Source organism: Aestuariivita sp. (assembly GCF_021404545.1).
In the GTDB taxonomy this organism is placed as follows: domain Bacteria; phylum Pseudomonadota; class Alphaproteobacteria; order Rhodobacterales; family Rhodobacteraceae; genus Aestuariivita.
Window position 1 is genome coordinate 105,488 of sequence record NZ_JAAWWD010000061.1, and the last position, 23,941, is coordinate 129,428.

Annotated in this window: 15 protein-coding genes; 6 read left to right on the plus strand and 9 right to left on the minus strand. The window is 65.0% G+C overall.

Annotated features, from left to right (window positions below; translation table 11 throughout):
• Positions 1 to 2: 2 nt before the first annotated feature.
• From HEP69_RS19030 to HEP69_RS19070, 9 genes are read right to left on the minus strand one after another with little or no spacing between them, the layout of a single operon-like run.
• On the minus strand, positions 3 to 1,400 hold the full coding sequence (locus tag HEP69_RS19030; RefSeq protein WP_290560083.1) for a DUF4157 domain-containing protein: 1,398 nt from the start codon (positions 1,398 to 1,400) through the stop codon (positions 3 to 5).
• Positions 1,397 to 8,947 (minus strand): hypothetical protein, encoded by a 7,551-nt coding sequence (locus tag HEP69_RS19035; RefSeq protein WP_290560084.1) that lies wholly within the window; start codon positions 8,945 to 8,947, stop codon positions 1,397 to 1,399. Before HEP69_RS19035 ends, HEP69_RS19030 begins: the two co-directional genes overlap by 4 nt.
• A gap of 53 nt (positions 8,948 to 9,000) precedes the next feature.
• A complete protein-coding gene (locus tag HEP69_RS19040) occupies positions 9,001 to 9,285 on the minus strand; it encodes a hypothetical protein (RefSeq protein WP_290560085.1) in 285 nt (94 codons plus the stop codon).
• Positions 9,282 to 11,144, minus strand: a complete 1,863-nt coding sequence (locus tag HEP69_RS19045) for an ATP-binding protein (protein WP_290560086.1) — start codon at positions 11,142 to 11,144, stop codon at positions 9,282 to 9,284. Before HEP69_RS19045 ends, HEP69_RS19040 begins: the two co-directional genes overlap by 4 nt.
• Complete coding sequence (locus HEP69_RS19050) at positions 11,141 to 12,424, minus strand: DUF4255 domain-containing protein (RefSeq protein ID WP_290560087.1); 1,284 nt, start codon at positions 12,422 to 12,424, stop codon at positions 11,141 to 11,143. The genes HEP69_RS19045 and HEP69_RS19050 overlap by 4 nt, the downstream gene beginning before the upstream one ends.
• Complete coding sequence (locus tag HEP69_RS19055) at positions 12,421 to 13,152, minus strand: hypothetical protein (RefSeq protein WP_290560088.1); 732 nt, start codon at positions 13,150 to 13,152, stop codon at positions 12,421 to 12,423. The genes HEP69_RS19050 and HEP69_RS19055 overlap by 4 nt, the downstream gene beginning before the upstream one ends.
• The gene (locus HEP69_RS19060; RefSeq protein WP_290560089.1) at positions 13,149 to 13,838 is read right to left on the minus strand and encodes a hypothetical protein; all 690 of its coding nucleotides are present in this window, start codon (positions 13,836 to 13,838) and stop codon (positions 13,149 to 13,151) included. The genes HEP69_RS19055 and HEP69_RS19060 overlap by 4 nt, the downstream gene beginning before the upstream one ends.
• Positions 13,839 to 13,854: 16 nt before the next feature.
• The gene (locus HEP69_RS19065) at positions 13,855 to 14,379 is read right to left on the minus strand and encodes a phage tail protein (protein WP_290560090.1); all 525 of its coding nucleotides are present in this window, start codon (positions 14,377 to 14,379) and stop codon (positions 13,855 to 13,857) included.
• A 10-nt stretch (positions 14,380 to 14,389) separates the two neighbouring features.
• Positions 14,390 to 16,369 carry a phage tail sheath C-terminal domain-containing protein gene (locus HEP69_RS19070; protein WP_290560091.1) on the minus strand — a complete coding sequence of 660 codons (1,980 nt, stop codon included), beginning with the start codon at positions 16,367 to 16,369 and terminating at the stop codon, positions 14,390 to 14,392.
• A 356-nt stretch (positions 16,370 to 16,725) separates the two neighbouring features.
• Here HEP69_RS19070 and HEP69_RS19075 point away from each other — a divergent pair, with 356 nt between their 5' ends.
• The 6 genes from HEP69_RS19075 (at position 16,726) to HEP69_RS19100 (ending at position 23,939) form a co-directional block, all read left to right on the plus strand.
• Complete coding sequence (locus tag HEP69_RS19075) at positions 16,726 to 17,625, plus strand: BTAD domain-containing putative transcriptional regulator (protein WP_290560092.1); 900 nt, start codon at positions 16,726 to 16,728, stop codon at positions 17,623 to 17,625.
• Positions 17,626 to 18,065: 440 nt separating this feature from the next.
• Positions 18,066 to 19,781 carry a class I adenylate-forming enzyme family protein gene (locus HEP69_RS19080; protein WP_290560093.1) on the plus strand — a complete coding sequence of 572 codons (1,716 nt, stop codon included), beginning with the start codon at positions 18,066 to 18,068 and terminating at the stop codon, positions 19,779 to 19,781.
• Positions 19,778 to 21,070 carry a 3-hydroxyacyl-CoA dehydrogenase gene (locus HEP69_RS19085; protein ID WP_290560094.1) on the plus strand — a complete coding sequence of 431 codons (1,293 nt, stop codon included), beginning with the start codon at positions 19,778 to 19,780 and terminating at the stop codon, positions 21,068 to 21,070. Before HEP69_RS19080 ends, HEP69_RS19085 begins: the two co-directional genes overlap by 4 nt.
• Positions 21,067 to 21,846 carry an enoyl-CoA hydratase-related protein gene (locus tag HEP69_RS19090; protein WP_290560095.1) on the plus strand — a complete coding sequence of 260 codons (780 nt, stop codon included), beginning with the start codon at positions 21,067 to 21,069 and terminating at the stop codon, positions 21,844 to 21,846. Before HEP69_RS19085 ends, HEP69_RS19090 begins: the two co-directional genes overlap by 4 nt.
• A 12-nt stretch (positions 21,847 to 21,858) precedes the next feature.
• Positions 21,859 to 23,175 (plus strand): acyl-CoA dehydrogenase family protein, encoded by a 1,317-nt coding sequence (locus HEP69_RS19095; protein WP_290560096.1) that lies wholly within the window; start codon positions 21,859 to 21,861, stop codon positions 23,173 to 23,175.
• Complete coding sequence (locus HEP69_RS19100) at positions 23,172 to 23,939, plus strand: SDR family oxidoreductase (RefSeq protein WP_290560097.1); 768 nt, start codon at positions 23,172 to 23,174, stop codon at positions 23,937 to 23,939. The genes HEP69_RS19095 and HEP69_RS19100 overlap by 4 nt, the downstream gene beginning before the upstream one ends.
• Positions 23,940 to 23,941: the final 2 nt, after the last annotated feature.

Genomic DNA, 23,941 nt, shown 5'->3' on the forward strand with positions numbered 1-23,941 from the left:
CCCTAATCGGTGGCAAAGCGGTAGATCCCGAGGATGATATCGCTCACCGGGATGATGGTGGTTTCAATGCCCTGTTGGCGCAGGTGCTGGTCGTATCGGTCCATCTGCGTGGGATTGTCCCAATAGGCGCTGGCCTCCATCGCCGAGGACAGGCCCAGATTGACCCCCTTGGCGGCGGTCTGGCCGGCCAGCGCGGGACCCAGGATCGGTGTCAGCATCCGCGTATAGCTGCAGGCCGCAGCCGACCAGCTGCCCATCAGCGACAGCGTCTGTTCATCCGACAACTGGCCGCCGCGGCTGCGCAGGGGCCGCATGATCTCGAACCAGTCCATCTGGTCCAGCCCAGGGGCAAACGGGCATCCAGGTCGCACGACAGGCAGGTCGGGCCGCATCGGATCGGGGGCGCCAAAGTCAAGATCCAGGTGATACCGCACGGGTGGCACCCAGGACCAGGGCGGCGGAACCGCTATCTCTGCCGCTGCCGGCCCTTCGGGGCGGGTTTCAGGCGCAGGTTCCGGTTGCGGATCGGTGGTCTGCGCCATGCGCGGGTGCAGCGGGACCGCCGCAGTGCTGTCGGCCTCGGCGCGCTCTGGCATCGGGCGGACACGCAGACCAACCCTGCGATTGGGCGTGTAGCGGTCACCAAACTCCGAGGTCTCGCCATGGGCGACCAGCACGATCTGCGATCCTTCCGGCAGATATGGGGCAAGCTCACGTTGAACCCGCGCCGCGCGATGCGCCGAAAGATTGTGGTTGTAGTTGCTCCCGCCTTCGCTGCTGGCATAGCCATGCAGTTCCACCAGAACGGCGCCGCTGTGCCCCTCAACCAGGCTCAGCGCGCCTGCAAGCGTTTCTTCATCGACATGGGTATCATCATGCTCAAACAGGACATGAGCGTCTTCGGGCGCGCGCTTCTCGGCCGTCTCATAGGCCACGCGGGGGGCCGCCGCACCAAAGCCACCGCCCGCCGTGCGCTCGTCTGCCAGACTGACCGGCGCGCCGCCCGCACGCTCGGACTGGGCCACATGCGCCAGTTCGTGCTCCAGCCGGGACCGTCCCTCGGGCGTCTGCGACGTCAAAGCGGACCTGTCGGCGTAGACGTGCCGTCCCTCGGCCAGTGCATGCGCCCCGCGATCGGCCGCCACCGCCGCGCCAACGGCATCGTCATGCAGCCGAACCATCGACAGATCCGCGCCGAAGCGCCTGCCGAAACGCCGAAGGAGCGCGGGTTGCAATGGGCGCCCCATACCCTCGGGCTGGGCGCGGGCGGGCGGCGCATCTGTCAGCCCCGCAGACCACGCGATCCGGTCGGGGGTGGCGGCGCGTGCATCTTTCTCGGCGCGCGCACCGGGCCGTCGATCCGGCATCGCCGTGGCTTTATCTGCGCGCGTCCGGTTCATGGCCCACCCCTCGGGTTGGGCTTGCGAAACTCGATGTCGCTGAATTCGATCTGGGCCAGATTGACCATCAACCGTTTTGGCACACTGCCTTCGATATTCACCCATCCGCTCAGGGCGGCGCCGCCAACACTGCCGTTGGACACCGTAATCGCACCGACCTCGACGCGGCCAGCCCCACCCGACAGGGCCACGTTGAGGGTCTGAAGCTGGGCTCTTTCAGCGTTGAGCTGAACCGTGAACGACGGCGGGGCTTCAGACGGGGCTTCGCGACCTGGACCCGAGCTTTCCGGTTCCGCGGCCTCGGCGTCCAGGTCGGTATCCGGCAAGTTGGTCCTGATCTGGAAATGATCGATCCCATCGGGGGCGAGCTGGATCGTCCCATGCGTGCCAGGTGCCGTCCCAAAGCTGAAATCGAAGGGATTGGGATTGTTGATGCTCAGATCGACAAAGACGTTGGAGATCTGGAGCGGCCCGGTCGTCCCGCCGCTCTCGGCCATTGTCCCCAGGCGCGTATTCATCCGCATCAATGCGCGCAAGGGCACGGACCCCACAGTCACGCCGGTCGGGGTTGTCCCGTCAGGATCGGTCAGGCCGAACTCCACGATGGTGATCCAGTCGGGCTCCGCTTCGCGGTCCGGATCAAACAGATTGTTGTAAAGCGCTTCGCCAAGCTGGATGTCGAAACTGTCGTCATCGACATTGCCCCGAAGGATATTCAGCCATCCGCCAAAATCCGTTTTCTCATCGACCAGCCTGCGTACCTGGGCCCGCAGAGCCTGCATCAAAGGGTTCAGATCCGCCGCGCCATCGGTGACACCGATCCGCACATCCAGGTCGATGGGAACCTGCGCTTCGCCCTCCTCGTCGGTTCGCGTCATATCGATATCAAGACTGACCTGTCCCGTCGCGGTATCGATGAGATCGCGATACTGCACGCTGTAGGACCGCAAGAGGTCGCGCATGTCCGGTTCGGTGCCCGCGGGTCGCGTATCTTCGGGCAGCAGGGCCGAGACATCGTCCACGACAATGGACGCATCCCTGAAGATCGCGCTGTTCAGCCGGATCACCTGGTCGGTCTCGCCTGTCGATGTGTATGGAACCGGTTCGGCATAGGCGATCGAGATATCCGGCGTTCCCGAGAAGCTTTGCGCCCTCACGCGCACGCCCATGTCGGGGATATGAACTTCGAACGCCCCACTCTGGGCCCGCAGCACCTCCAGACCGTCCGGGGTCAGCCGGATGCGCTCGGCCCCAAGGTTTGGCGCCGAGCCGTCCGCCCCGCGCAACAGCCGGAAGACCGCAGATGGCAAAAGGCGCCCCAGATCCAGATTGAGCTGCGAAAGCGATGGCTGATTCAGGTCGATCTGGTACCCTCCGGCGCCCAGGAAATCGGCGTCGACCGTGTCAATTGTCAACGCGCCCTGCCCTTGCAGAATGCCCGGCAGATCGGCCGCGATGTTCGGAATGTTGATCCGTCCGCTTTCTATCAGGCCGGTCAGCAGATACTCTGTCGTGCCGGCGCCCGCATCGAAATCTGCCTGCACGGTGAAAAGCGCGCCGCTCTCGGTCGATCCCAGCCGTACATTGTCGATCGTGGCCCTGTCGCTTTCCGGCAAGGTGATTTCGGCGCCCAGCGATTTCAGTGTGATGCCCACACCGCTGGCGCTGATCCTGGGGATCTCCAGCTCGGTGATGCGGATTTCCTGGAACGCGGGCGCGTCTTCGTGTTCGGATGGATGAAAATCTATCTCTGCGCTCAGCTTGATATCCTCAAGCCGGATATCTCCGACCGGCGTCCCGGCGGTGCCCGAGGCCAGCGGTATGGGGATGTCTATACGCATCGAGCTGCCGTCAAGGGTCAGCTGGTTCACTTGCACCGTGCCCACGCGCAGCTTGTTGATCGACAGGCCCTGCCCGTGGGTATAGGTGATGCCGCCATCCTCGGCGGTGCGCAGGTTCTCGACCGCGACGCTTGTCGTGGTGTCCCCCGCCGTCACGTCCGCATCGGCATCCAGTCGACCGATCCGGGCAACCACACGATTGCCCTCCTGGAACTGGAAGTTGAGGTCTTGCGCATCGGCACTGCCATTGGCGCTGAACCGCTCGCCGAGGGTGGCGTCGAAATAGGTCCGCAAACGGCCCAGATGGATATCGCCGGAGGTCGGCAGACCCCCGCTCCAGTCCAGCCCGTCGACCCGGAAATCGGTCAGCTCGATTGGCTGATGCTCGGGATTGTCCCGGCCCGTGTTGTCAAAGCTCAGCGTCAGGTTCCGGCCCGGATCGACATAGCGGAAATGCCCCGCCGTCATCAGCGGTATCCGCATCGAGGTGATTGTCACATGCGGAGTCTGGTCGGTCTCGCGTTCGATCCGCCCGGACAGCGAGAACCCGTGAATATGGGCGGATCGACGCGCCTCCAGCAGAACGCCTCCGCGCGTCCGCCAGCGGAAATTGCGGATCGCCAGATCATCGAAGGACAGATCGTTGATCTGGATCAGACGCTCGGAATAACTCACATCCGCACCCAGATTACCGAGGCGACGGATCGTCACACGGTTGTCGCCGATCACCAGCATGCCGTCGCTCAGATCGACCTCGTTCATCCGCACATCTGTCCGGCCACCGCTGTTGAGAAATCCGCCACTGACAAAGTCAACCTCAAGCGCGGCTGCCCGCGCCGCGCCCGGCGACACTTCGGCTTCTGGCAAGCTCGACACCGTGCCTTCGGCCGCGTGGGTGACCACTGGCCCACCGGTTCCGCCCGTCATCGCTTCGTGTACCAGACCGGCCACCTGAAGCGCATCGATGGTCTGAACCCGTGCGCCGCCATGCAACCCCGAGGCATCCGCCTCCGTGCCGGTCTCGGACGTCGGCGCGACATAGCGCAGATTGTCGAAGTCGATCCCGCCCAGCGACCCGCCATGCACCGTGATCTGCATCCGCCGGGGTGCCTGCGGTGTCTCGCCCGGCTCAGGTTCGGGCTGAAAGAAGGACGGCGCCTCGGTTTGATAGATCATCGGCCCCGGACCGCCCTCATAGGACAGGCGGCCGATATGACCCGACAGCGCTATCTCCCGCAGCGCACCGTCGTTTTCCGGGTCGGTGAGCAGGGTCATGTGCAGATTGGACTGGATCATGACCGCCGTCCCCGGCGCCTGGATTACGTCCTGGCCATAGCGCAGGTCGACCCCGGACAGGGTCAGACGTTCCAGACGGGGGATGTCGACCTGCCAACCGTTCTCAAGCCGGTGCGCGGTCGATTCCAGCCCGCGCACATCCAGATTCGCGACCTGAACGCCAAAGAGCGCCGCATTTGCGCCGGTCAGGGTCAGACGCCCGGCGTTCAGCCCTCCGCCCGCGACCATGTCAAACCCCGGATCCTGCTGACCCCGGAAGACCCGCTGAAGCATGTTCACCAGAAGGCTGATCGACAGATCAACCTGCTCGCCCTCCAAGGACTCAATCTCGATCCCCAGCCCTTCAATGTCCCGCAGGATGAAATGCTCAAATCCGGCGCTGACACCGACTGCCCGCGGCGTCAGTGTCAGCCCCAGCGTAACCCCCGTGGCCTCTGCCTCGCCGATGTCGATGTAAAACGCGGCGCGCAATTGGCGGCGCATCCGGGCCAGTTCGATCCGCTGGCTCTGGGTCAGATCGGCGACATCCTGGTCGGCCAGTTCGTGATAGGCAACCACACGCGGCAGCAGGACCGAAAGCCGCAGCCGCGCGTCTTCGTATTGCGCATGCCGCGGCGGGTCGGGATAAGCCGCCGCCAGATCCTGGGTGATCTGGATCATCTGGTTCAACACCTCGACATCCGGCACATAGGTAAATCCCAGCCCTTCCGCCTCGACCCGTGCGATGGTCAGCGACAGACCCTCGTCGGTCGAGGGCGGCAATCCCTGCGCCGCGCCCGCCTCGTGATCCAGTCGTTCGCGGAAAAGGCCGAGTGCCGCCGGATCGGCCAGCCGGTCCAGCCCGGTCGCCGCCAACAGGCGCAGGGCGGTCTGTCCTTGGCCTTGCCCGGAAATGCCTTGCAACGAGATGCGGTCCGCATCCAGTGCGGACCGCAGGCCTGTGGCCTCGAGACCGCCGATGTCGATGGTGACGCCCAGCCGCCGCGCCCGTTCCAATGCCACCAGCCTGCGCACCTGCGGCTCCGAAAGGCTGTCGGGGGTTTGCCGGTATCGGCGCGCCAGATCGCGGCGCTCGCGCTCGACCGCGTCGGCCTGCTCAAGCTGCGATTCCATCCCGGAAATCTCGTCCAGCAACTGCTGCCCTGCCGCACCGTCGCGATCCGTCGGCGACAAACGATCCCGATGCCGCCGCGCCTGGGCAATACGGTTGCGAAGATGCTGGTCCGGCGTGGTCGCGATCCCCAGATCGAAATCGGTAATGGCCAATGCCTGCAACCGGGTACCGTCGCTGGTGGAAAAACCACTGATGTCGATCCGGTCGAACGAAATCGTCCGCCCGGTCAGCCCTTGGATCGTCTCGTCTTCCGCCAAGGCGCTCAGATGCGAATAGACCTCAAACAGCCCCAGCATGGTAAAGAACATGAACGGCAAAGGGATCCATGTGCCTTGGGGCAAGGTCTGTCCCGAGCCCTCCACCGCATCCACCGATTGGGCGACAATCTGCAAGGCCGACAGATCCACCTGGCCAAAGGTCAGCGCGGTATCAGGGCTCAGCATGCCGCCGCTGGTGACGGTCAACCGCTGCGCGTCGCCCTGGATCCGGCTGGGCGTGGTGTAGTATTCATCGCGGTACTGAGCGACCACGTGCAACCCGGAGATTCGGATCGGCCCGGTTTCCACCCGCGTCGTACCGAACAGATGGTTGAACCCTTCCAACCGCAGATCGGGCACGCGCAGATGCATTTCCCGGTCGGGCAGGTTGAACCAGACCATACCGGTGTTTTCCTGTTCACCCCGCGCGTCGCGCTCGGTCCCGCCCTCGGGAAGCCGCACCTGCGTCTGGTCCAGCGTCATCGCGGCAAAGTTCAGGGCCCGCTCCAGATCGATGCGGAACCCGCCGCCGCGGCGGCCCAGCAGGAAATCGCTGCCGAAGATGAACAGATCCAGCAGACTGGTGATTGTCGGCAGGGTCAGGTAAAGAGCGCGCCCCAGAGGTTGCAGGAATTGCAGCGCGCCCACCGTCGACAGGATGCAGGTGGGCAGCGCGTCCGGGTCCGGCTCGGTCCGGCGCGAATCCGGGCGACGGTCGAACAGGCGGTACCGCGCGACGATCGGGGCCAGTTCGGCGACCTGATAGGCGCTCTGCTGCTCCGAGATACGGAACACGCGATCATAGGCGCCAAAAGCAATCGCCATGCGGATCTGCGCGTCCAGCTCGAACCGGCGTTCCGGGGTCCAGAGTGTCTCGCCGGGGTCGGTCGCTTCCAGCCGCGCGATCACGTCCTCGCGGTTCAATCCACCGTCGCGGGACACGAACAGATGCATGTCGCGGCTGTCGCGCATCCGCCTGTGCAGTTCGGACCAGATCTCGGCCAGCTCTTCACCGCCGCCACGGTTGAAGAACTGCTCGCGCTCATGCGGGGGCAGCGCCCGGATCAGCCGAAACGCGATATAGGCATCGCGGTCGGTCACCGCCGTGTCCAAGGACCAGGGCCACCAGTTTGTCGACATCAGATCGCGGGCATGTTCCACCAGATGTATCGGATCGCGCGCCAGAAAGATCTCCATGGTCACCGGTCGGCGGTCCTGGGCATAAAGGTACTGGTCCGGCAGCCCGTCGATCATCGGGGAAATGACACCCAGCGTATCCAAACGGCGCACCACGTAATTCAGTGCGGTCAACTGATGAGGAACGCCGGGATCGGTCGCCAAGATGCTCTGGAGCATCTCGAACAGGCGCCTCCAGTTCCCATGTCGCCGCACCTCTTCGCCAACGCGCAGCACATCGTTGACCGATGCCCGCAGGATGTCGGCATCGCGCCCCTCCTGCTCCAGCAGATCGGCATAGTCGCGTGCGCTCGACACCAGCTGACCGGTTTCGTCTTCGGTCACTTCGATACCGACATAGACCCCCGACCGGATCAGATCGCGCGGGATTTCCTCCTCCAGGCGGCGGTAATAGACGCCGCCTTCAAGCTGCCTGAACCGGTACTGCGCTTCCAAAGGCATCGCGCGCAGCAACCGATAGGCATATTGCGCTTCCCAGTCGCGGATCGCCCAGTCAAAGAACGACCGCGACAGCAAGTCCTGGATAGAGGCCAGGTTCTCCCAGACCGGTCGCCGCGCCATGAGCGCAAAGAACAGCCCGGCATAGGTGCCGCCAAGCGCATCGTCCCGGTCGGTCGCCCGAAACAACACCTCCAGCACGCCCAGCCGCCGCAGTTCGATGGCCACGGCCTCCAGGACCGGCGGCACCGTGCGCAGCGCACCGCCGAACTCATCCAGAGGTGCCGGAGTGTCATCCGCCTGTTCGGAGGTATCGGCCTGGGGTTCCGGCTCTACAATCGGCGCCAGCGGGCGCAGCATGTCCAGCACCTGCCGCGCCGCATCGGCGTTTTCATTGTCCTCCAGAATCCGCTGTGCCCGTCGCGCCAAAAGCGCCGCCCGGGCCAACTGGCTTTCGGTGAATTCGGTCTCATCGTCCCGGGTGGTGCGGGCGCGGTCCCGCTCGTCCCCGACCGGCTCGCCAAAGGGCCGACTGATGCGCGCGCTGATCTCGGCGCCCACCTCGCCCCGCATCAGCGCCACCAGCAGCCTGGGCCGCTGCCGCTCGACCTCGCCCAGCACCAGATCCAGCGCAACGACTTCCAGACCGCGCAACGCGTCATAGGGCAGGCTCTCGAAGGTGCGCTCTTTGAAGCGGTCCACATCCGTCCGGGCAAGCCCGGCATAGGCCGCCAGAGCCGAGCGTGCATAATCGCGGTGATGCTGATCGCCAAGCTCGCCCGGAATCCGCGCGCGCCGGTCTGGGGGCAATGCGCGGATCATCGCAGCGGCCGTCACAAACGGATGCGCATCCAGAATACTCAGAATCTGCGTCATTTCCCCGTCGGTGACGATCCCGTCCAATGTCGCGCTGATCCGGTCACGCGCGCTTGTCTGCGCCGGAGACAGGTTGTCCGCCTGGTCGTCGATCCGCTGCTGCAACCCGTCGGCAGTGTCCAGTGTCGGCCCCGGCTGCGCGGGCGAGGAGGCCACCGCCGTGCCGGTATCGCGCGCCACAGCCCCCTTTGGCAGGACGGCCCGCGGGGCGTAGAGCGGCAACAGAGCCGCGGCCCGGGCACCGATGTCCCGTGCCTCACGCTCGGCGGCCTCCGCATCGCCCTGCGGCGCCAGCCCCCGTTCCGCCCGCTGGGCCAGGTGGGTCATCTCATGCGCCAGCAGCGCGCGCGCCGCACCCGATCCCAGCGGGTGCGCATCGGGATCCACATGCGCCACGCCGTCCTTGACGACGCCGCGCGCGCCAAAGGCCCGGGCATGTGTGTCGAACCGCACCTGGGCGTCCTGCGGTGCCAACCCCAGTTGCATCGCGAAATCCACCACCAGCCGGGGATCCGGTTCCGTCGCCATGGGTCTGGACAGAGCTCTGTCCGGCGCAGCACCGGTGTGGTCCACCGCACGTCTCATGGCGTGATCCGCCCGATAATCCTGTGTGCCAGTGCCGCACCGACATCTTCGGGCAAGGCCGCGCCCCGGTCGGGCATCGCCGCCACAGCCGTATCCTGCCGTGCCGACAGCTCCGGCAGCACCTCAAGCCCGGCCAGTTCCCGCGCCAGCGCACCGGTCAGGCTATCTGCAATCCGGCGGGCGGTGCTGGGCGAAAACCCATGCAGGTCCAGGCGGTCGATGCGCAGCGTCACCCGCTCGGCCGCGCGACACTGGCGCTGGCGGATCGCATAGCGGGTCATGACCACCCCTCGAATTCCGTCGGGCTCATCAACCGACCCATCTTGTCGTATTCAAACACCGCCGCGCGTCGAATATGCTCCATATTCAGCGGACAGGCCTGGTCGGCGGCCAGAAACGCCGCATTCAACGCGATGGTTCGGATGGTGCCGCCTGCCACGTTAAGCCGGGACAGTCGCTCAAGATCCATCGGCTCGGCCACAACCTCGACAGGAAAGCTCTGAGCCCAGATTTCGCGGCGTAACGCCCTGTCGGGGAACGGGAAGTCGATCAGAAACCGAATCCGCCGCACAAAGGCCGTGTCGATCGCGTCGCGGATATTCGTCGTCAGGATCGACAGCCCGGCAAAGGATTCCATCCGCTGCAACAGGTAAGCGATCTCGATATTGGCATAGCGATCATGGCTGTCGCTGACCTGACTGCGTTCGCCAAACAGAGCATCCGCTTCATCGAACAGCAGCACGACACCGCCGCCTTCGGCGGCGTCGAAAATACGGGCAAGGTTCTTTTCGGTCTCGCCGATATACTTGCTGACCACCGCTGACAGATCGATACGATAAAGATCCAGCCGCAGCGCGTTCGCCAGCACCTCGGCCGCCAGCGTCTTGCCGGTACCGGACGGGCCGGAAAACAAAGCCGTCACGCCGCGCCCGCGCGCGCCCGGCCCGGCCATGCCCCAGCGATGATAGACGATGAAGCGATTGCGCACCTGCGCGACCAGATGTTCCAGCGTTTCGCGCTCGCGTTCGGGCAGGACGATATCGGCCCAACCCGCCTCGGTTTCAACCCGATCGGCAAGCGCGGCGAGCCGTGGTTCGGCCAATCCGCAGCAGCGGTCCCACAGCGGCATGTCACCGCGGGCGGTGGCCAGGGTCTGGATATCTGCTGCGGCCAGATCGAACTGACCCAGCACCTGCGGCAGTTCTTCAAGGGCGCCATTGGCGGTGGACCCTAGCGCCTGACGCCACAGCGCCTCCTGTTCGTCCGGGCTGGGCATCGGCACGCTGAGACACGCGATGGACCCCGCCCCGCTGACGCGCCGCCGCGCCGAAAACAGGATCGGGCAGGCGCAACCCTGTGCAAAGCTGAGTGCTGCTGCCGGATCGCCGTCCTCCAACTCAATCATCAGGACCAGCGGCTGCAACAGGCACTCGCGTTCCCACAGCCGTTGGATCAGGCTGCGGCTTTCGATGTCGGAAGGTATCGCGGCAGCCTGCATCCGGCACAGCAGCCGCCCCGCCTTGCGCGCCGCTTGGGCCACGACGCGCTGCCGGTCGTGCATGTGGCGACCATCCAGGCTCAGATGCACCGGACCACGGTCCCAGCTGTCCCGCAACCGTTCCGCCACCCGCAGTTGCGACGGAGGCAGCAGCGCATCGTCATAGACGGGCCGGTCAGCGCGCTCCAGCAGGCGCCGGTCCAGGTCGCGCAGGCCCAGCAGCGCGCTCAGCGTCCGCTCGTCAATCGCAAGCCCGGCCCGGGTCGGCGACCGGCCCTCCAGCGTAAGACAGTGCCAGTACCGCAGCGGCCGCCCCGGCGACAGCGCGTTCCAGTGCGGGGCGTCCAGCACCGCAAGTGCGACGGCAAAACTGGCCTCCGCGCCGCTGCCGGGCCCACGCAGACCCGCGACCAGCTGGGCAATGCGCGGGTCCATCTCGACACCGGCGCACAACAGCAGCAGATCGGCCTCGAACGCGGTCAGACCCAGGCGGTCTACGATGCGACCCAATGCGGTCCCGCGCGCGGTTTCCAGGAAGTCCGGGCCATCCGGCGCGGCACTCTCGGCCTCAAGCCTGGCGCGGATCCGGGCCAGGCCCTCGGCCAGCACCGCCTGATCCCGCTGCTGTGGCGTGCCGCTCATATCGTCACCTGCGGGCTGTCGAAATTGCCCGCCCCATCAAACCCCAGTGGCGAATCCACGCCATCGACACGCAGGCGCAGCAGGTAATCGCCCGCAGCGACATCCGTATAGCGGAACACGATCTGGGTCGTGGTCTCGGCCGGGGCCGTCACGCCGTTGTCGCGCGGGGCGTCAAGGCTGTAGTGCCGCGGGCGCGCGCTGCCCAGCTGGTTCAGCGACAGGCTCACGCGCTGCCGCGCGCCGATCGCGGGCGTCGTTGTCAGCGTCAGGTCACCGGTGCGATAGGTCACCCCATCAACGTCGCGCTCACTGTCGGGTGTGACCACATGGGTGAATGTCGCCGCCAGCGGCAAGGCAACGGTGTTGGACCTCAACGCCTGATGCGGCACCGGAGGATCGCCCAGATCGGGCGCGATCACCGCGCTCAGCGGCACCAGACCCGGCAAGGGCGGTGTCGCCAGATCCGCCAGCGGAAGAACGATACGCAGGGGTGTGATCTGTGCCGCGGTCGGCATGTGGGTGACCGTCCCAAACAGCAGGCTGAGCCCATCGGTAGCCAAGCTCGTTCCGTCGATCACAACCGTGTCCGCCATGGTCAGCGCCTGGCCATCGCCACCTTGTGCCGACACCCCGGTCAGATGCGCGCCCAATGTCGGCAGAACCCGGATCAGCCGCCGCGTCACCGGGAGCGCAGACCCCGGAGCACTTTCGCTTTCGATAAACGCGACCGACACCTTATAGGCCATCGACAACCGGTATTGTGCATCCAGCGCCGACCACATACGCGACATCTCTTCCGAGCTGATCGCCTCGGGCGAGATGCGTATCAGCTCGGCCTGGGCATCGATCCCCGATGCGGCAATCACCGCCGGGACCGGCGCTTGCAACGCATCGCGGATGTGCCGACGCGACAGCACCGGCTCCTCGTGGAGCAAAAGCGCGGCATGACCCATCAGAACCTCGGCGAACAAGGCCTGCGCGCCATAGGCGGTCATCAGGTAATGCAGATCCAGCACCAGAGCGGGACGGGTCGTCAGCCCGCCGCCCGCCGACCGGGTCGGCTGGTCGGCATTGCGGTAGGTCACGTTTGGCGTGACCTGATGCAGGAACAGGTTGAGCTGCGTGGGATCGGCATTGGCCACGCCGGAGATCAGGTCCGGCGGGGTCGAGGTGACCGAAAACGCCCCCACGACCGAGGCCACGTCATTGGCCACCAGCCGCGCGTTGATCCGGGCGCGCAGCACGGCGGTGATCGCAGCCATGGCATAGCCGTCGCTCATCCACGCCCTCCCAGATAGGTGTTCAGATCAGGCGCCGGATTGTCCGCGCTGCGCCGCACCCGCGCCGTCCGGGCGGGCGGCGGTGCGGCGCGGATCTCCAGATGGCCGATATGCACGTCCACCCGCCGCTCAGGCGGCGGCTTCGTCACTGGCATCGGTGGCACCGCCTGAGGCATCGCATCTACGACCGGCGGCGGCAGCACGCCCTCAGGGAGATGCGGCGCGTCCGGCACTGTCGGCACCGGTGCGGGCGCAGGTCGGGCGTCTGGCGTGTCGCCCACCGGGCGTGCCACGGCGTCCGGCACATCCGGCGCGAGGTCGGGCGCGTCCTGCAAGATCTCCTCGCGGCGCAGCGTGTGCAGCTCACGGGTTATGTGACGAAACTCGGTGGTCCGCTCATGCGCGATTTCGCGGTGATCATGTCTCACCTCAAGCGGCACCCGCGTCTCAGGTGCGGTGCGCTCGGTTTCAGGGTCAGGCAGGGGTGCGGGCGACCGCGCCGACGGTTCCGGCGCGATCTGCTCGGGGGCCGGTGCACGCAGCGGCGCGGGCGGCGTATCCGCCGCTTTCTCGGCCGACGGCGCAGACGGGGGGGTGCGCGCTTGAACCTCTTCGACGAATCCCTCGTCAGATCTGCCTTGCGGCTCGAACAGGCCTGGAAGCTGTGGGGTCAGCAGGCGCGCCGTCCCAAGCTGCCGGGCCGCCAACCGGGTGAACATATCGGTCATGGCACATCCATTAGCAGATAGGCCTCGCGCCGGACCGGCGCCATCTCCAAGAGCCGGGCCTCGCTCCAGCCATAGCGCATGGCCAGTTGGTGCACCTCCCACAGCGTCCGCCGGGCCCAGGCCTCGAGCCGAGCCAGCAACACGGCACAGGCATCGAACCCGCTTTGCCAGCTTGCGCCGCATTCCGGACAGTCCAGGGCCATTTCCGCGGCGGCCAGCGGATCCTCCTGCTCCATCCGCTCTGCCAGCGCCAGCACCACGCCAGGTGGCAGGCTCTCGGGCGGGTGCGTCCGCGTGTCTCCGGTCACGTGATCGACGGTCGCGCGCAGCAGGTCCCGGCGCATGCGCTCTGGCCCGCTCGCCCGGTCAAGCCGCGCAAGATCGGTCTGCGTCGGCAAATGATACCGCACCGTCCAGCCGTCATGCGACAGTGTTCCGGCCACCTCGGGGGCGGCCTCTTGCGCCGCGATCAGCGCCTGCGCCGAAAGCTGTACCCCCAACGCAGTGTCACAGTCCGGGCAGCGGTCGTGGCAGGTGATCCGATCGCCAAACGACAGCGCAAATCCCGTCAGCGCCGCCGCCTGCACCGCCCCGAGGCTCTGCCCGGACCCAAGCCAGGGCGCGGCCACTACCAAGGCCCGCGCGGATGCGGGCAGCGCTTGCAGGCTGTCCCAAAGGCGCATCATGGCGCCAGCGTCCCAGTTACTGTGGCTCGAGGAAGCTGGGTTCGGTCGGTTCGGGCTGATCATAGTCGCGCTCCCATCCCTCGTTCTCGATCTTCATCATCTCGATCGCGATGGCATTGGCGTTGGCATCCAGATCCGGCAGCGTCTGGAACTCCGACACCCAGCAATTGTAGATGCGATAGGACATCGCCACCTGCCCCGCCTCGTTCAGGTGCTGGATGATGATGTTCTTGCGCAGATCCATCAGCGAGCTTTCCGCCCCAAGGCCCGAGCCATAGTTCCAGACCTTGTTGGCCCATTGCTCGAATGTCGGGTCATAGGTCTTGCCGCGCTCCAGCGTGATCGGCTCGTATTCGGTGCGCCCCGGCGCCTTGCGAGACGAGGACGGATCGCCGCCAGCGCGGTGTTTGATGACTTCGGTCGTGCGTTTCAGCGCACTGACCTTGGAAACGCCGGCCACGGTCCTGCCGTCGATGACGACCAGGAATTTGTAGTTCGGCAACTCGTGATACCGGTGTGTGTTGGTGTTGAACGTTGGCATGACGGACCCCTCAGACCTCGACCTGACCAGCCAGCTGCTGGATGGTGATGATGACGAATTCGGCAGGCTTCAGCGGCGCAAAGCCGACCAGTACGTTGACGATACCGCGATCAATATCGGCCTGGGTCGTCGTTGTGGAATCGCACGCGACGAAATAGGCCTCCTGCGGCGTGGTGCCCTTGAACGCGCCCTGCCGGAACAGTTGCTGCATGAAGGTGCCAACGTTCAGCCGCAGCTGCGACCAGAGCTGTTCGGCATTGGGCTCGAACACCGCCCATTGCGTACCGCGATAGAGGCTCTCCTCGATAAACAGCGCGATGCGCCGGACCGACAGGTATTTCCATTCGCTCGCTGCCTGATCGGCACCTTGCAGCGTCCGCGCGCCCCACGCCACCGTGCGGTAAACCGGGAAGTTGCGGATGCAGTTCAACCCGAGCGGGTTCAACGCGCCGTTCTCCGCATCGTTGAGGTTCTGCGTCAGCCCCTGCACCCGGCTGATCGTGGCCTCTGTCCCGGCGGGCGCCTTCCAGACGCCGCGGTTGGTATCGGTGCGCGCATAAAGACCGGCCATGGCGCCGCAGGGCGCAAACCGCCGCAACTGAAACGCGCGCAACGGATCGACGAACAACAGATGCGGATAATAGGCCGCGCCATGATTGCCCGTCACCGTCAGCCCGCCGCTGATCCAGTCAATGGCGCTGGCGGTGTCGCGGATCTCGGGCGGCGGATCGACCAGAAGAAAGGCGCGCTCGGCCTGGCACAGCTCCATCCCGCGCGCAAAGATCTCGTTCGGATCGACCGTGCCGTCCGTGGTATTGGGATCGCCCGGCGCGCTGCGCGTGGCATCGGGTATGCACAGGATGTTGAACATATCCACCTGACGCAATGCTTGCATGCCGGTGAAATTGCCTTCGTTGCCCACCAGCCCGGCCGTGTCCGGCAGGCCGGTTCCAGCCACCGCCGCCACGGGGGCGGTCTGCGCCTCGGTGTCCCGGCCCAGCCCAAGGCGGTAATGACCCACGTTACGCGTCCCCGTCGACAACCCAAGCTGCGCCAGGGCCGAGTTCGGCACTCCGGCGGCAAAGCTCAGCCGGGCATCCAGCGCGCCGCCCAGTAGCTCGGGATCGAAATCGGGATAGATGCGCAGCCCCTGCCCACTGGCAGAAGGTACGACACGCACCGCCGCTCCCGGAACAAGCGGCCCGATCACCTCGTTGATGCGCCGCTCCACATGGCGGCTCAGACCCAGGATCGACTGCGGCAGCGCTTCACCATTGTTGAAGATCGGCACCGGCACCGACACAATCGCCGCAACCGGAACGTCCGAGGTGATGCGGATCGAATAATCGTTGTCATTCAGCAGCGCATTTAGATCCACATCGCCGCCCGCCGCACCGGTCTGTACGGGCCGCCCCGCCGCTGGATCGGCAATCTCGACGATAACCATCTTCGATCCGGTGGCCGGATCGTTCACCACCGCCTCGACATTGCGCGGGCTGGTCGCTGACATCGACACATCGGTGAACCGCTCAATCGCACCAGAGTCCAGATCGGTGATCGTCAGGTTGAAATTCGCGACATCGCTGACACCGTTGTAATCCACATCGACCAGCCGGTTATTGGCATCTTCTCCGGTCGCCGCCGCGGTCACGCTCAGCGCCGCATTGGCGCCACCTCCCACCGCATCCTCCAGGGTGATGGCGGCCGGTTCTGCATCCACCCGCGGCACCCGCACGACGATCGCCTCTGATCCGCCATTGGCGAAGAACTGTTGCACCGCATAGGATAAAAGACTGTCCTCGTGCAGCCCGCCGAACAGTCGCTCGAAATCGCCAAAGCTGCGCACGGTATACGCGACATTGTCTCGTCCGGTGACGCGCGCTGTCCAGCCCACGAAGGCGGTGATCGAGGTGGCGACACCGGCGATTGTCCGAACGCCACTGGATTGTTCCTGGATGTAAACTCCCGGATAGGTTGGGGTGACTGGCATGGGATTGCTCCAACGAAAGGGGCGCCGCGCGCCCGTGACGTGGCCTGAAACAGACCGACTCACAGCACTTTGACCCAGCCTCTTCACGCAGATGTCACGCGCATGTCACGTCAGTCTCGCAGCGCAAGATTCAGCCTACGCCACACGCCTGCGTTGAACGCATCTTGTGTTCAGGCTAAGGTCCGTTGGTATTGTCATGTGTGGGAGAGGCCGCTCTCTCACCCCATTTATTTTGTTTTCCGGCTGTGCCGCCCCGGGTTTCAAGACCGAGCCGACGTGGATCAACCCGGCTGCAAGACACGAGCAGATTTCTGTTATGGGGCGCCCGCAGCGGCGCCCGACCGAGGGACGTATTGATGGACCCATTGATCGTAAATCTGTTCGGCGTCACCCGTGTGCACCCCCCGGTGCCTCAGCCCAGCCGACACCCGCAACCGCCCCGCAAAGTGGCGGAGCTTTTGGGTTATCTGGTGATGGGAGGGCGGCGCAGTTATGAAAGGGCCGAACTCGCGGATCACTTCTGGAGCGATCAGGACGCGCCGCGCGCCCGGCGCTGCCTGAGTACCGCAGTCTGGCGTCTGCGGCAGATCCTTGAACCCAAGGGCGTGCCGCCAGGATCGTATCTGTCGACCGAGAATGCCGAAATGGTCGGGTTTAACTGGGCCAGCGCACATCTGATCGACGCGGCCGAACTTGAGGCGGTGCTCGACGCGACCCTGTCCATCCCTGCCGAACACCTGACCCAGACAGAGGCCCAAGGGCTTGAAGACGGTCTTGCGCTTTGCACCGGCGATTTTCTGGCCGGTGTGCTGGACACCTGGGCGTTGCGCGAACGCGACCGGCTGGCCGCGCGCCAGCTTGACGGGATGGCCCATCTCTTGCGCCACAAACTCCATACCGGGCAGTATCAGGCCGCGCTGGCACTTGGCGCCCGCATCCTCGAACGCGATCCCCTGCGCGAGGATGTGCACCGCGACATGATGCATCTGAACCTGCGTACCGGCCAGCGCAGCCGCGCGATCCAGCAATACCATGCCTGCCGCGCGCTCCTGCGTCAGGAGCTCGCAATCGATCCCGCCCCCGAGACCGAGCGGGCCTACAAAACCCTCTGCAACGGCACATCGCAGGATCCCGGCACCGCACCCGAGAAGGCGATGGATCAGGCCATGGATCGGCTGCACCGCGCACTCGAAGAGCTCGACCGCGCCCGCGCTCTGGTCGAACAGCTGACACGGCAACAGCCTCCGCCTGTCTGACCCGCCCCCAAGCAGCGGGACGGCTTTCCCATCCGACCTCGCAAGCCCGGGCCGGTCGCCGACCGACAGCTGCGCTTTTTGGGTTGCCACGTGACCGTCTCACCGCAGCACGGCTCGCGGCCCGCAACACAAGGAATGTGACCGGCATTCATGAGGCGTTCGGCGTTCTGAGTGAACCATGTCGACGGGCAGCAGCAACCACCCTTCACCCAAAGCCGAGGCGGTGGATTTTCGTCCAGCTCTCAGACCACGAAGCCGGGCCAGCTCAAATCCAGGCCGTCCGGTTTGGCGGGCAACCGCTGCCAAAAGATGCAAATCAGCGGAATGACGTTCCGTTCTGCGGGATTGGCAGCCGCGCATTTCCTTCTTAATCTGCTTTGCAAGGAGTCGGTCGCATCTGAGGAGACTGCGACCGGACATCTGCCTTGGGAGGGGGAGAGATGCGTCCAGCAATACCGATGACGCCCGAAGACGCGGTGCGCCATGTTGTCGAAACCGATCCGACATTCGCGGTCCATGAAACTGAGATACGCGGGGTCACCGTCCGCGCCTTCCGCAATATCCCGCCCACCGTCCCGGCGCTTCTGGCCGCGGGTTGGGCGCGCCACGGGGAGGGCGCATGGCCCTATGTCGCCTATGAGACCGAGACCCTGACCTATGCCGAGTTCACCAAGGCGGTACACCGTATGGCGCATGCCATGCAGGACGAGCTGGGGTTGAAACAGGGCGACCGTGTCGCGGTGGCGATGCGCAATTATCCCGAGCTTTTGATTCTGGTCCTGGCGATCTCGTCCTTTGGCGGGGTCGTGGTGTTCGTCAACGCCTGGTGGACAACCCAAGAGCTGGAATTTGCCCTGCGTGACAGCGATGCGCGCGTGGTGTTTGCCGACGGGGCGCGTCTGGACCGGCTGGAACCGCTGCGCGACACGCTTGGCCTGACGCTGATCGGGGTGCGGGATGGTGAAGGGCGCGGTGGCCATGATTTCACGGTCCTGCGCGACGGGGCCGCAACGGACACGCCGCTGCAGGTGGCCATCGACACCGATGACGATTTCGCGGTGATGTATTCCTCGGGCACGACGGATCATCCGAAAGGCGTTGTACAGACGCATCGCGGGGCGGTGAATGCGGTGTTCTCCTGGCTGATACAGGCCGCGATCGTACCGCTCATCGACCCCCCTGCACCGGATGCGCCAGAACCGCCGCGCCCCTCGGCGCTGGTGGTGACCCCGCTGTTTCACGTGACAGCCACGCATCCGCTATTTTTGTTGAGCCTGCCCGCCGGGGCCAAGATCACGCTGATGCATAAATGGGATCCCGAGGACGCGGTCCGGCTGATGCGCGACAATGACATCACCCGGTTTCTGGGTGTGCCCACGCAATCCGCCGAACTGATGGAGGCCGCCCGCCGCATGGGCGAGACGCTGCCCAAGATGGATTACCTCGGCGCGGGTGGTGCCAAGCGCCCCGCCGCTCAGGTCGCGCAGCTGGCGGAAGCCTTTCCCAATGCCGGGGTCGCAACCGGCTGGGGTATGACCGAAACCAATGCGTTGGGCATCGGGGCGATTGGCGACGAATATCGCGCAAATCCCGAAAGCGCGGGCAAGCTGCACCCGCCGGTTCAGGAACTGGCCATTCTGGATGACGCGGGCAACCCGGTGCCCAACGGCACCATCGGCGAGATCACCGTCAAGGGCCCGCATATTATGCGCTGCTATCTCAACCAGCCCGATGCCACGGCAGAGGTTCTGAAGGACGGCTGGCTGCGGACCGGGGATCTGGGCACGCTGGATGATGACGGCTACGTCACGATTGTGGACCGCAAGAAGAACATCATAATTCGCGGTGGCGAGAATATCGCCTGTCTGGACGTCGAAGGCGCGTTGCACCGGCACCCCGATGTGCTGGAGGCCGCGGCCTTTTCCATCCCCGACGCGCGGCTTGGCGAGACGGTCGGTGCCGCGGTGCAGCTGCGTGCGGGCACCGATCTGACGCGGGCCGATCTGGGGGCGTTTCTGGATGGTCATCTGGCAAAATTCAAACACCCCGCGCACCTGTGGGTGCAGCATACCCCATTGACCCGCGGGGCCACCGACAAGATCGACCGGCGCGCCATCCGCGCGGCCTGTCTGGACAACCAAGAGGCACAAGTATGACCCCTCCAACCGAAGAAGAGATCGGCCGTTACATCGCCGCCGCGGGCGCGCGTGCCTGGGAGGTGCCCGGCCTGCCCGAAACCGTGACCCACCGCGACATCACGACCGTGGGCATCATCGGCGCCGGAACCATGGGCGGCGGCATCGCGATGAACTTTGCCTCCGCCGGGTATCCGGTCAAGATCGTCGAGACCACGCAGGAGGCGCTCGACCGGGGCCTGGGCGTGGTGCGCGGCAATTACCAGCGTTCGGCCGACAAGGGCCGGTTCCCCCAGGACGAGGTCGAGGCCCGCATGGGCCGTTTCGACGGACGGCTCGCGCTGGCCGATCTGGCCGAATGCGATCTGGTGATCGAAGCGGTGTTCGAGGACCTTGACCTCAAACGCCGGATCTTCACCGAGCTTGACCGGGTGATGAAACCGGGCGCGATCCTGGCCACGAATACCTCCGCGCTCGACATCGACGCGATTGCCGCGATGACGACCCGGCCCCAGGATGTGATCGGGCTTCATTTCTTCTCGCCCGCCAATGTGATGAAGCTGCTCGAAATCGTGCGCGCCAAACACACCGCCGATGACGTGGTGGCCACCTGCATGGACCTGGCGCGGCGGATCAACAAGGTTGCCACGCTTGTCGGTGTCTGCCCCGGTTTCGTGGGCAACCGTATCCTGTTTGCGCGGCAGAAACAGGCCAACAAGCTGGTCTATCGGGGCGTTATGCCCTGGGATGTGGATGCGGCCCTCAATGCGTTCGGGTTCAAGATGGGACCGTTCCAGATGTCGGATCTGGCCGGTCTGGATATCGGCTGGTCGAAAGGCGCCCAGACCGACAACCCGATCCGCGACGCGCTGTGCGAGCTGGACCGGCGCGGGCAAAAGACCAAAGCGGGTTTTTACGATTACGACGAGGCGCGCAGACCGATCCCCTCCGAGGTGACGGCCGGGATCATCCGCGACATCACCGGGGCCGAGCCCGCAACCATGAGCCAGGCGGAGATCATCGAGATCTGCATCTATCCGATGATCAACGAGGCCGTGAAGATCCTTGAAGAGAACAAGGCGCAGCGCCCCTCCGACATCGATGTGGTTTGGCTGAACGGCTATGGCTGGCCCCCCGACACGGGCGGGCCGATGTTTTACGGCGATATGGTGGGCGCAAAGGCCGTGCTCGACCGTATGGAAACGCTGGGTGCGGAGGATGCGGAGTTCGCCCCTGCGGATACATTGCGCCAGCTTGCCACCTCGGGCGGCGCCTTTACCCAGATCGACACCGGAGGGTTGAAAGTATGAGCTATGAATTTATCACCGTGGAAAAGCAGGGACACATCCTGCTGGTCACGATGAACCGTCCCGATGTCTATAACGCGGTGCATGTCGATATGCACAACGAGATGGCCGAGTGCTGGGACAGCTTTGCCGCCGACCGGGATCTTTGGGTCGCCGTGCTGACCGGGGCGGGCGACAAGGCGTTTTGCGCCGGTAACGACCTCAAGGCCACGGCACAGGGCGGCAGCAAGGCCAAGATGACGCCGACAGGGTTTGCCGGTCTCTCATCGCGCTTCGATCTGGAAAAGCCGATCATTGCCGCCGTGAACGGCTTTGCCATGGGTGGCGGGTTCGAGACTGCGCTCAGCTGTGACATCATCCTCGCCTCCGAGACCGCGAAATTCGCCCTGCCAGAGGTCAAGGTCGGGTTTTTTGCCGCCGCATCGGGCGTGCAGCGCCTGTCACGCTATGTCGGGCGGCTGGCCGCGCAGGAGATGATGTATACCGGGCGCACCATCGACGCGTCCGAAGCGCTGGCGATGGGCTGCGTGAACGCGGTCTATCCAGCCGATCAGCTGATGACCAAGGCGATGGAGAAGGCCCATGAGCTGTGCTCGGTTTCCCCTTCGGCGATCAAGGCGACCAAACGGGTCCTCAACGATATGTATGCCCGCGACGGCATGCGCGACAGCATCGCCTATTCCCGCGAGGTCATCGCCGATCTCAGCAAGACAGAAGATTTCAAAGAGGGCGTGAACGCCTTCGTCGAAAAACGCGCGCCCAACTGGGTCAACAAATAAGGAGGCATCCCCATGTCCGACACGACCTCACCCGCCAGCCTGAACAATCTGGAAATGTCCGAAGGCGCCAAGCCTTTGCTGAACGCGGTGATCAAGCATATCCGCGAAAACGTCGATCCGGTGACCGAAGAGTTCTATCGTCTGGGCGAGGGGCGCGCGGATCGCTGGTCCTATGCGCCGGGTCAGCTCGAACTGCTCGACGGGCTCAAGCAAAAGGCGCGCGCGGCGGGTCTGTGGAACTTCTTTCTGCCCAATGCCGAAACCGGCGAGGGGCTGTCGAACCTCGATTACGCCTATATCGCGGCTGAGCTGGGCAAGAACCCATTGGCCTCCGAAACGCTGAACTGTTCGGCGCCCGACACCGGCAATATGGAGGTGCTGGAACGCATCGGCACGCAAGAGCAGAAGGACACCTGGCTCAAGCCGCTCCTGGCGGGGGAGATCCGCTCGGCCTTTGCGATGACCGAACCGGATGTCGCCTCGTCGGATGCGCGCAATATCTCGACCTCGGCGGTGCTGGAAAATGGCGAATGGGTCATCAATGGCGAGAAATACTATATCTCGGGCGCGGGCGATCCGCGCTGCAAGATCATGATCACGATGGTCAAGACCTCGCCCGATGCCGAACCTTTCCGCCAGCAGAGCCAGATCCTGGTGCCGATGGACGCGCCGGGCGTCGAAATCCTGGGACCGATGCATGTCTTTGGCCATGACGACGCGCCGCATGGGCATATGCACATCCGGTTCAACAATGTCCGCGTGCCCGAAAGCAACATGCTCTGGGGCGAGGGGCGCGGATTCGAGATCAGCCAGGTGCGCCTGGGGCCGGGGCGCATTCACCACTGCATGCGCTCCATCGGGCAGGCGGAAAAGGCGCTGGATCTGATGATGGAACGCGGGCTCACGCGCGAAGCCTTTGGCAAGAAGATCGTCGATCTGGGCAAGAACATGGAAACCATCTCGCGCGCCAAGATCGAGATCGAGGCGATGCGCCTTCTGGTGCTGAAAGCCGCCAAGGCAATGGATGTGCTGGGCAACAAGGAGGCGCGTATCTGGGTGTCGATGATCAAGGCCAAGGTGCCGGAACAGGTCTGCGACATCATCGACCAGGCCATGCAGGTTCATGGCGCCACGGGCATCAGCCAATGGTCGCCGCTGTCGGGCATGTATGCGCAACAGCGCACGCTGCGCTATGCGGACGGGCCGGACGAGGTGCATCATCACGTCATCGCCCGGCATGAGGTCAAGACCTATCAGCAAAGCAACGCGCGCCAATCGGCGGCCAAGGCGGTGGGCAAGGAACGTGGCGCCTCGGGGTTCATGGGATGAGCCTGTTCGATCTGACCGGCAAGACCGCCCTTCTGACCGGCGCGTCCAAGGGCATGGGTCTGGCCATGGCCACGGCGCTTGCCGATCATGGCGCGACGGTCGTGATTTCGGCGCGCAAGCCCGATCAACTGGAGGCCGCCGCAGCGCAGATCAACGCCCGTGGCAAAGGCCGCGCCCATGCGGTGCCCTGCAATGTGGTTCACAAGGATCAGGTGCAGGCGCTGGTGGACCGGACCCATGATCTGGCCGGTCCGATCGACGTGGTGATCGGCAATGCCGGGGTAAACCCCTATTATGGCAAAACCTCCGAAATCCCCGACGAGGCTTATGAGCGGACCATGCAGGCCAATGTTCAGTCCAACCTGTGGCTGGCGCAGATGGTCGCGCCCGACATGGTGGCGAAAGGCAGCGGCTCGATGGTCTTTACGTCCTCTATCGGGGCGTTCAAGGCCTCGGTGATGTTGGGCACCTATGCGATGTCGAAACTGGCACTGATCGGGCTCTGCCGCAATCTGGCGGCCGAGTTCGGGCCCAAGGGCCTGCGGTTCAACGCGCTTTGCCCGGGCCTGGTCAAGACCGACTTCGCGCGCGAGCTGTGGGACAATCCCGAAACCGCCAAACGCGTGCAGGAGGAGATCCCCCTGCGCCGTCTGGGCGAGCCCGAGGATTTCGCGGGCATTGCCGTCTACCTCGCCTCGGATGCCAGCCGGTACATGACCGGTCAGGCGCTGACCGTGTGCGGCGGCTCAAGCATGTGGAGTTGAGC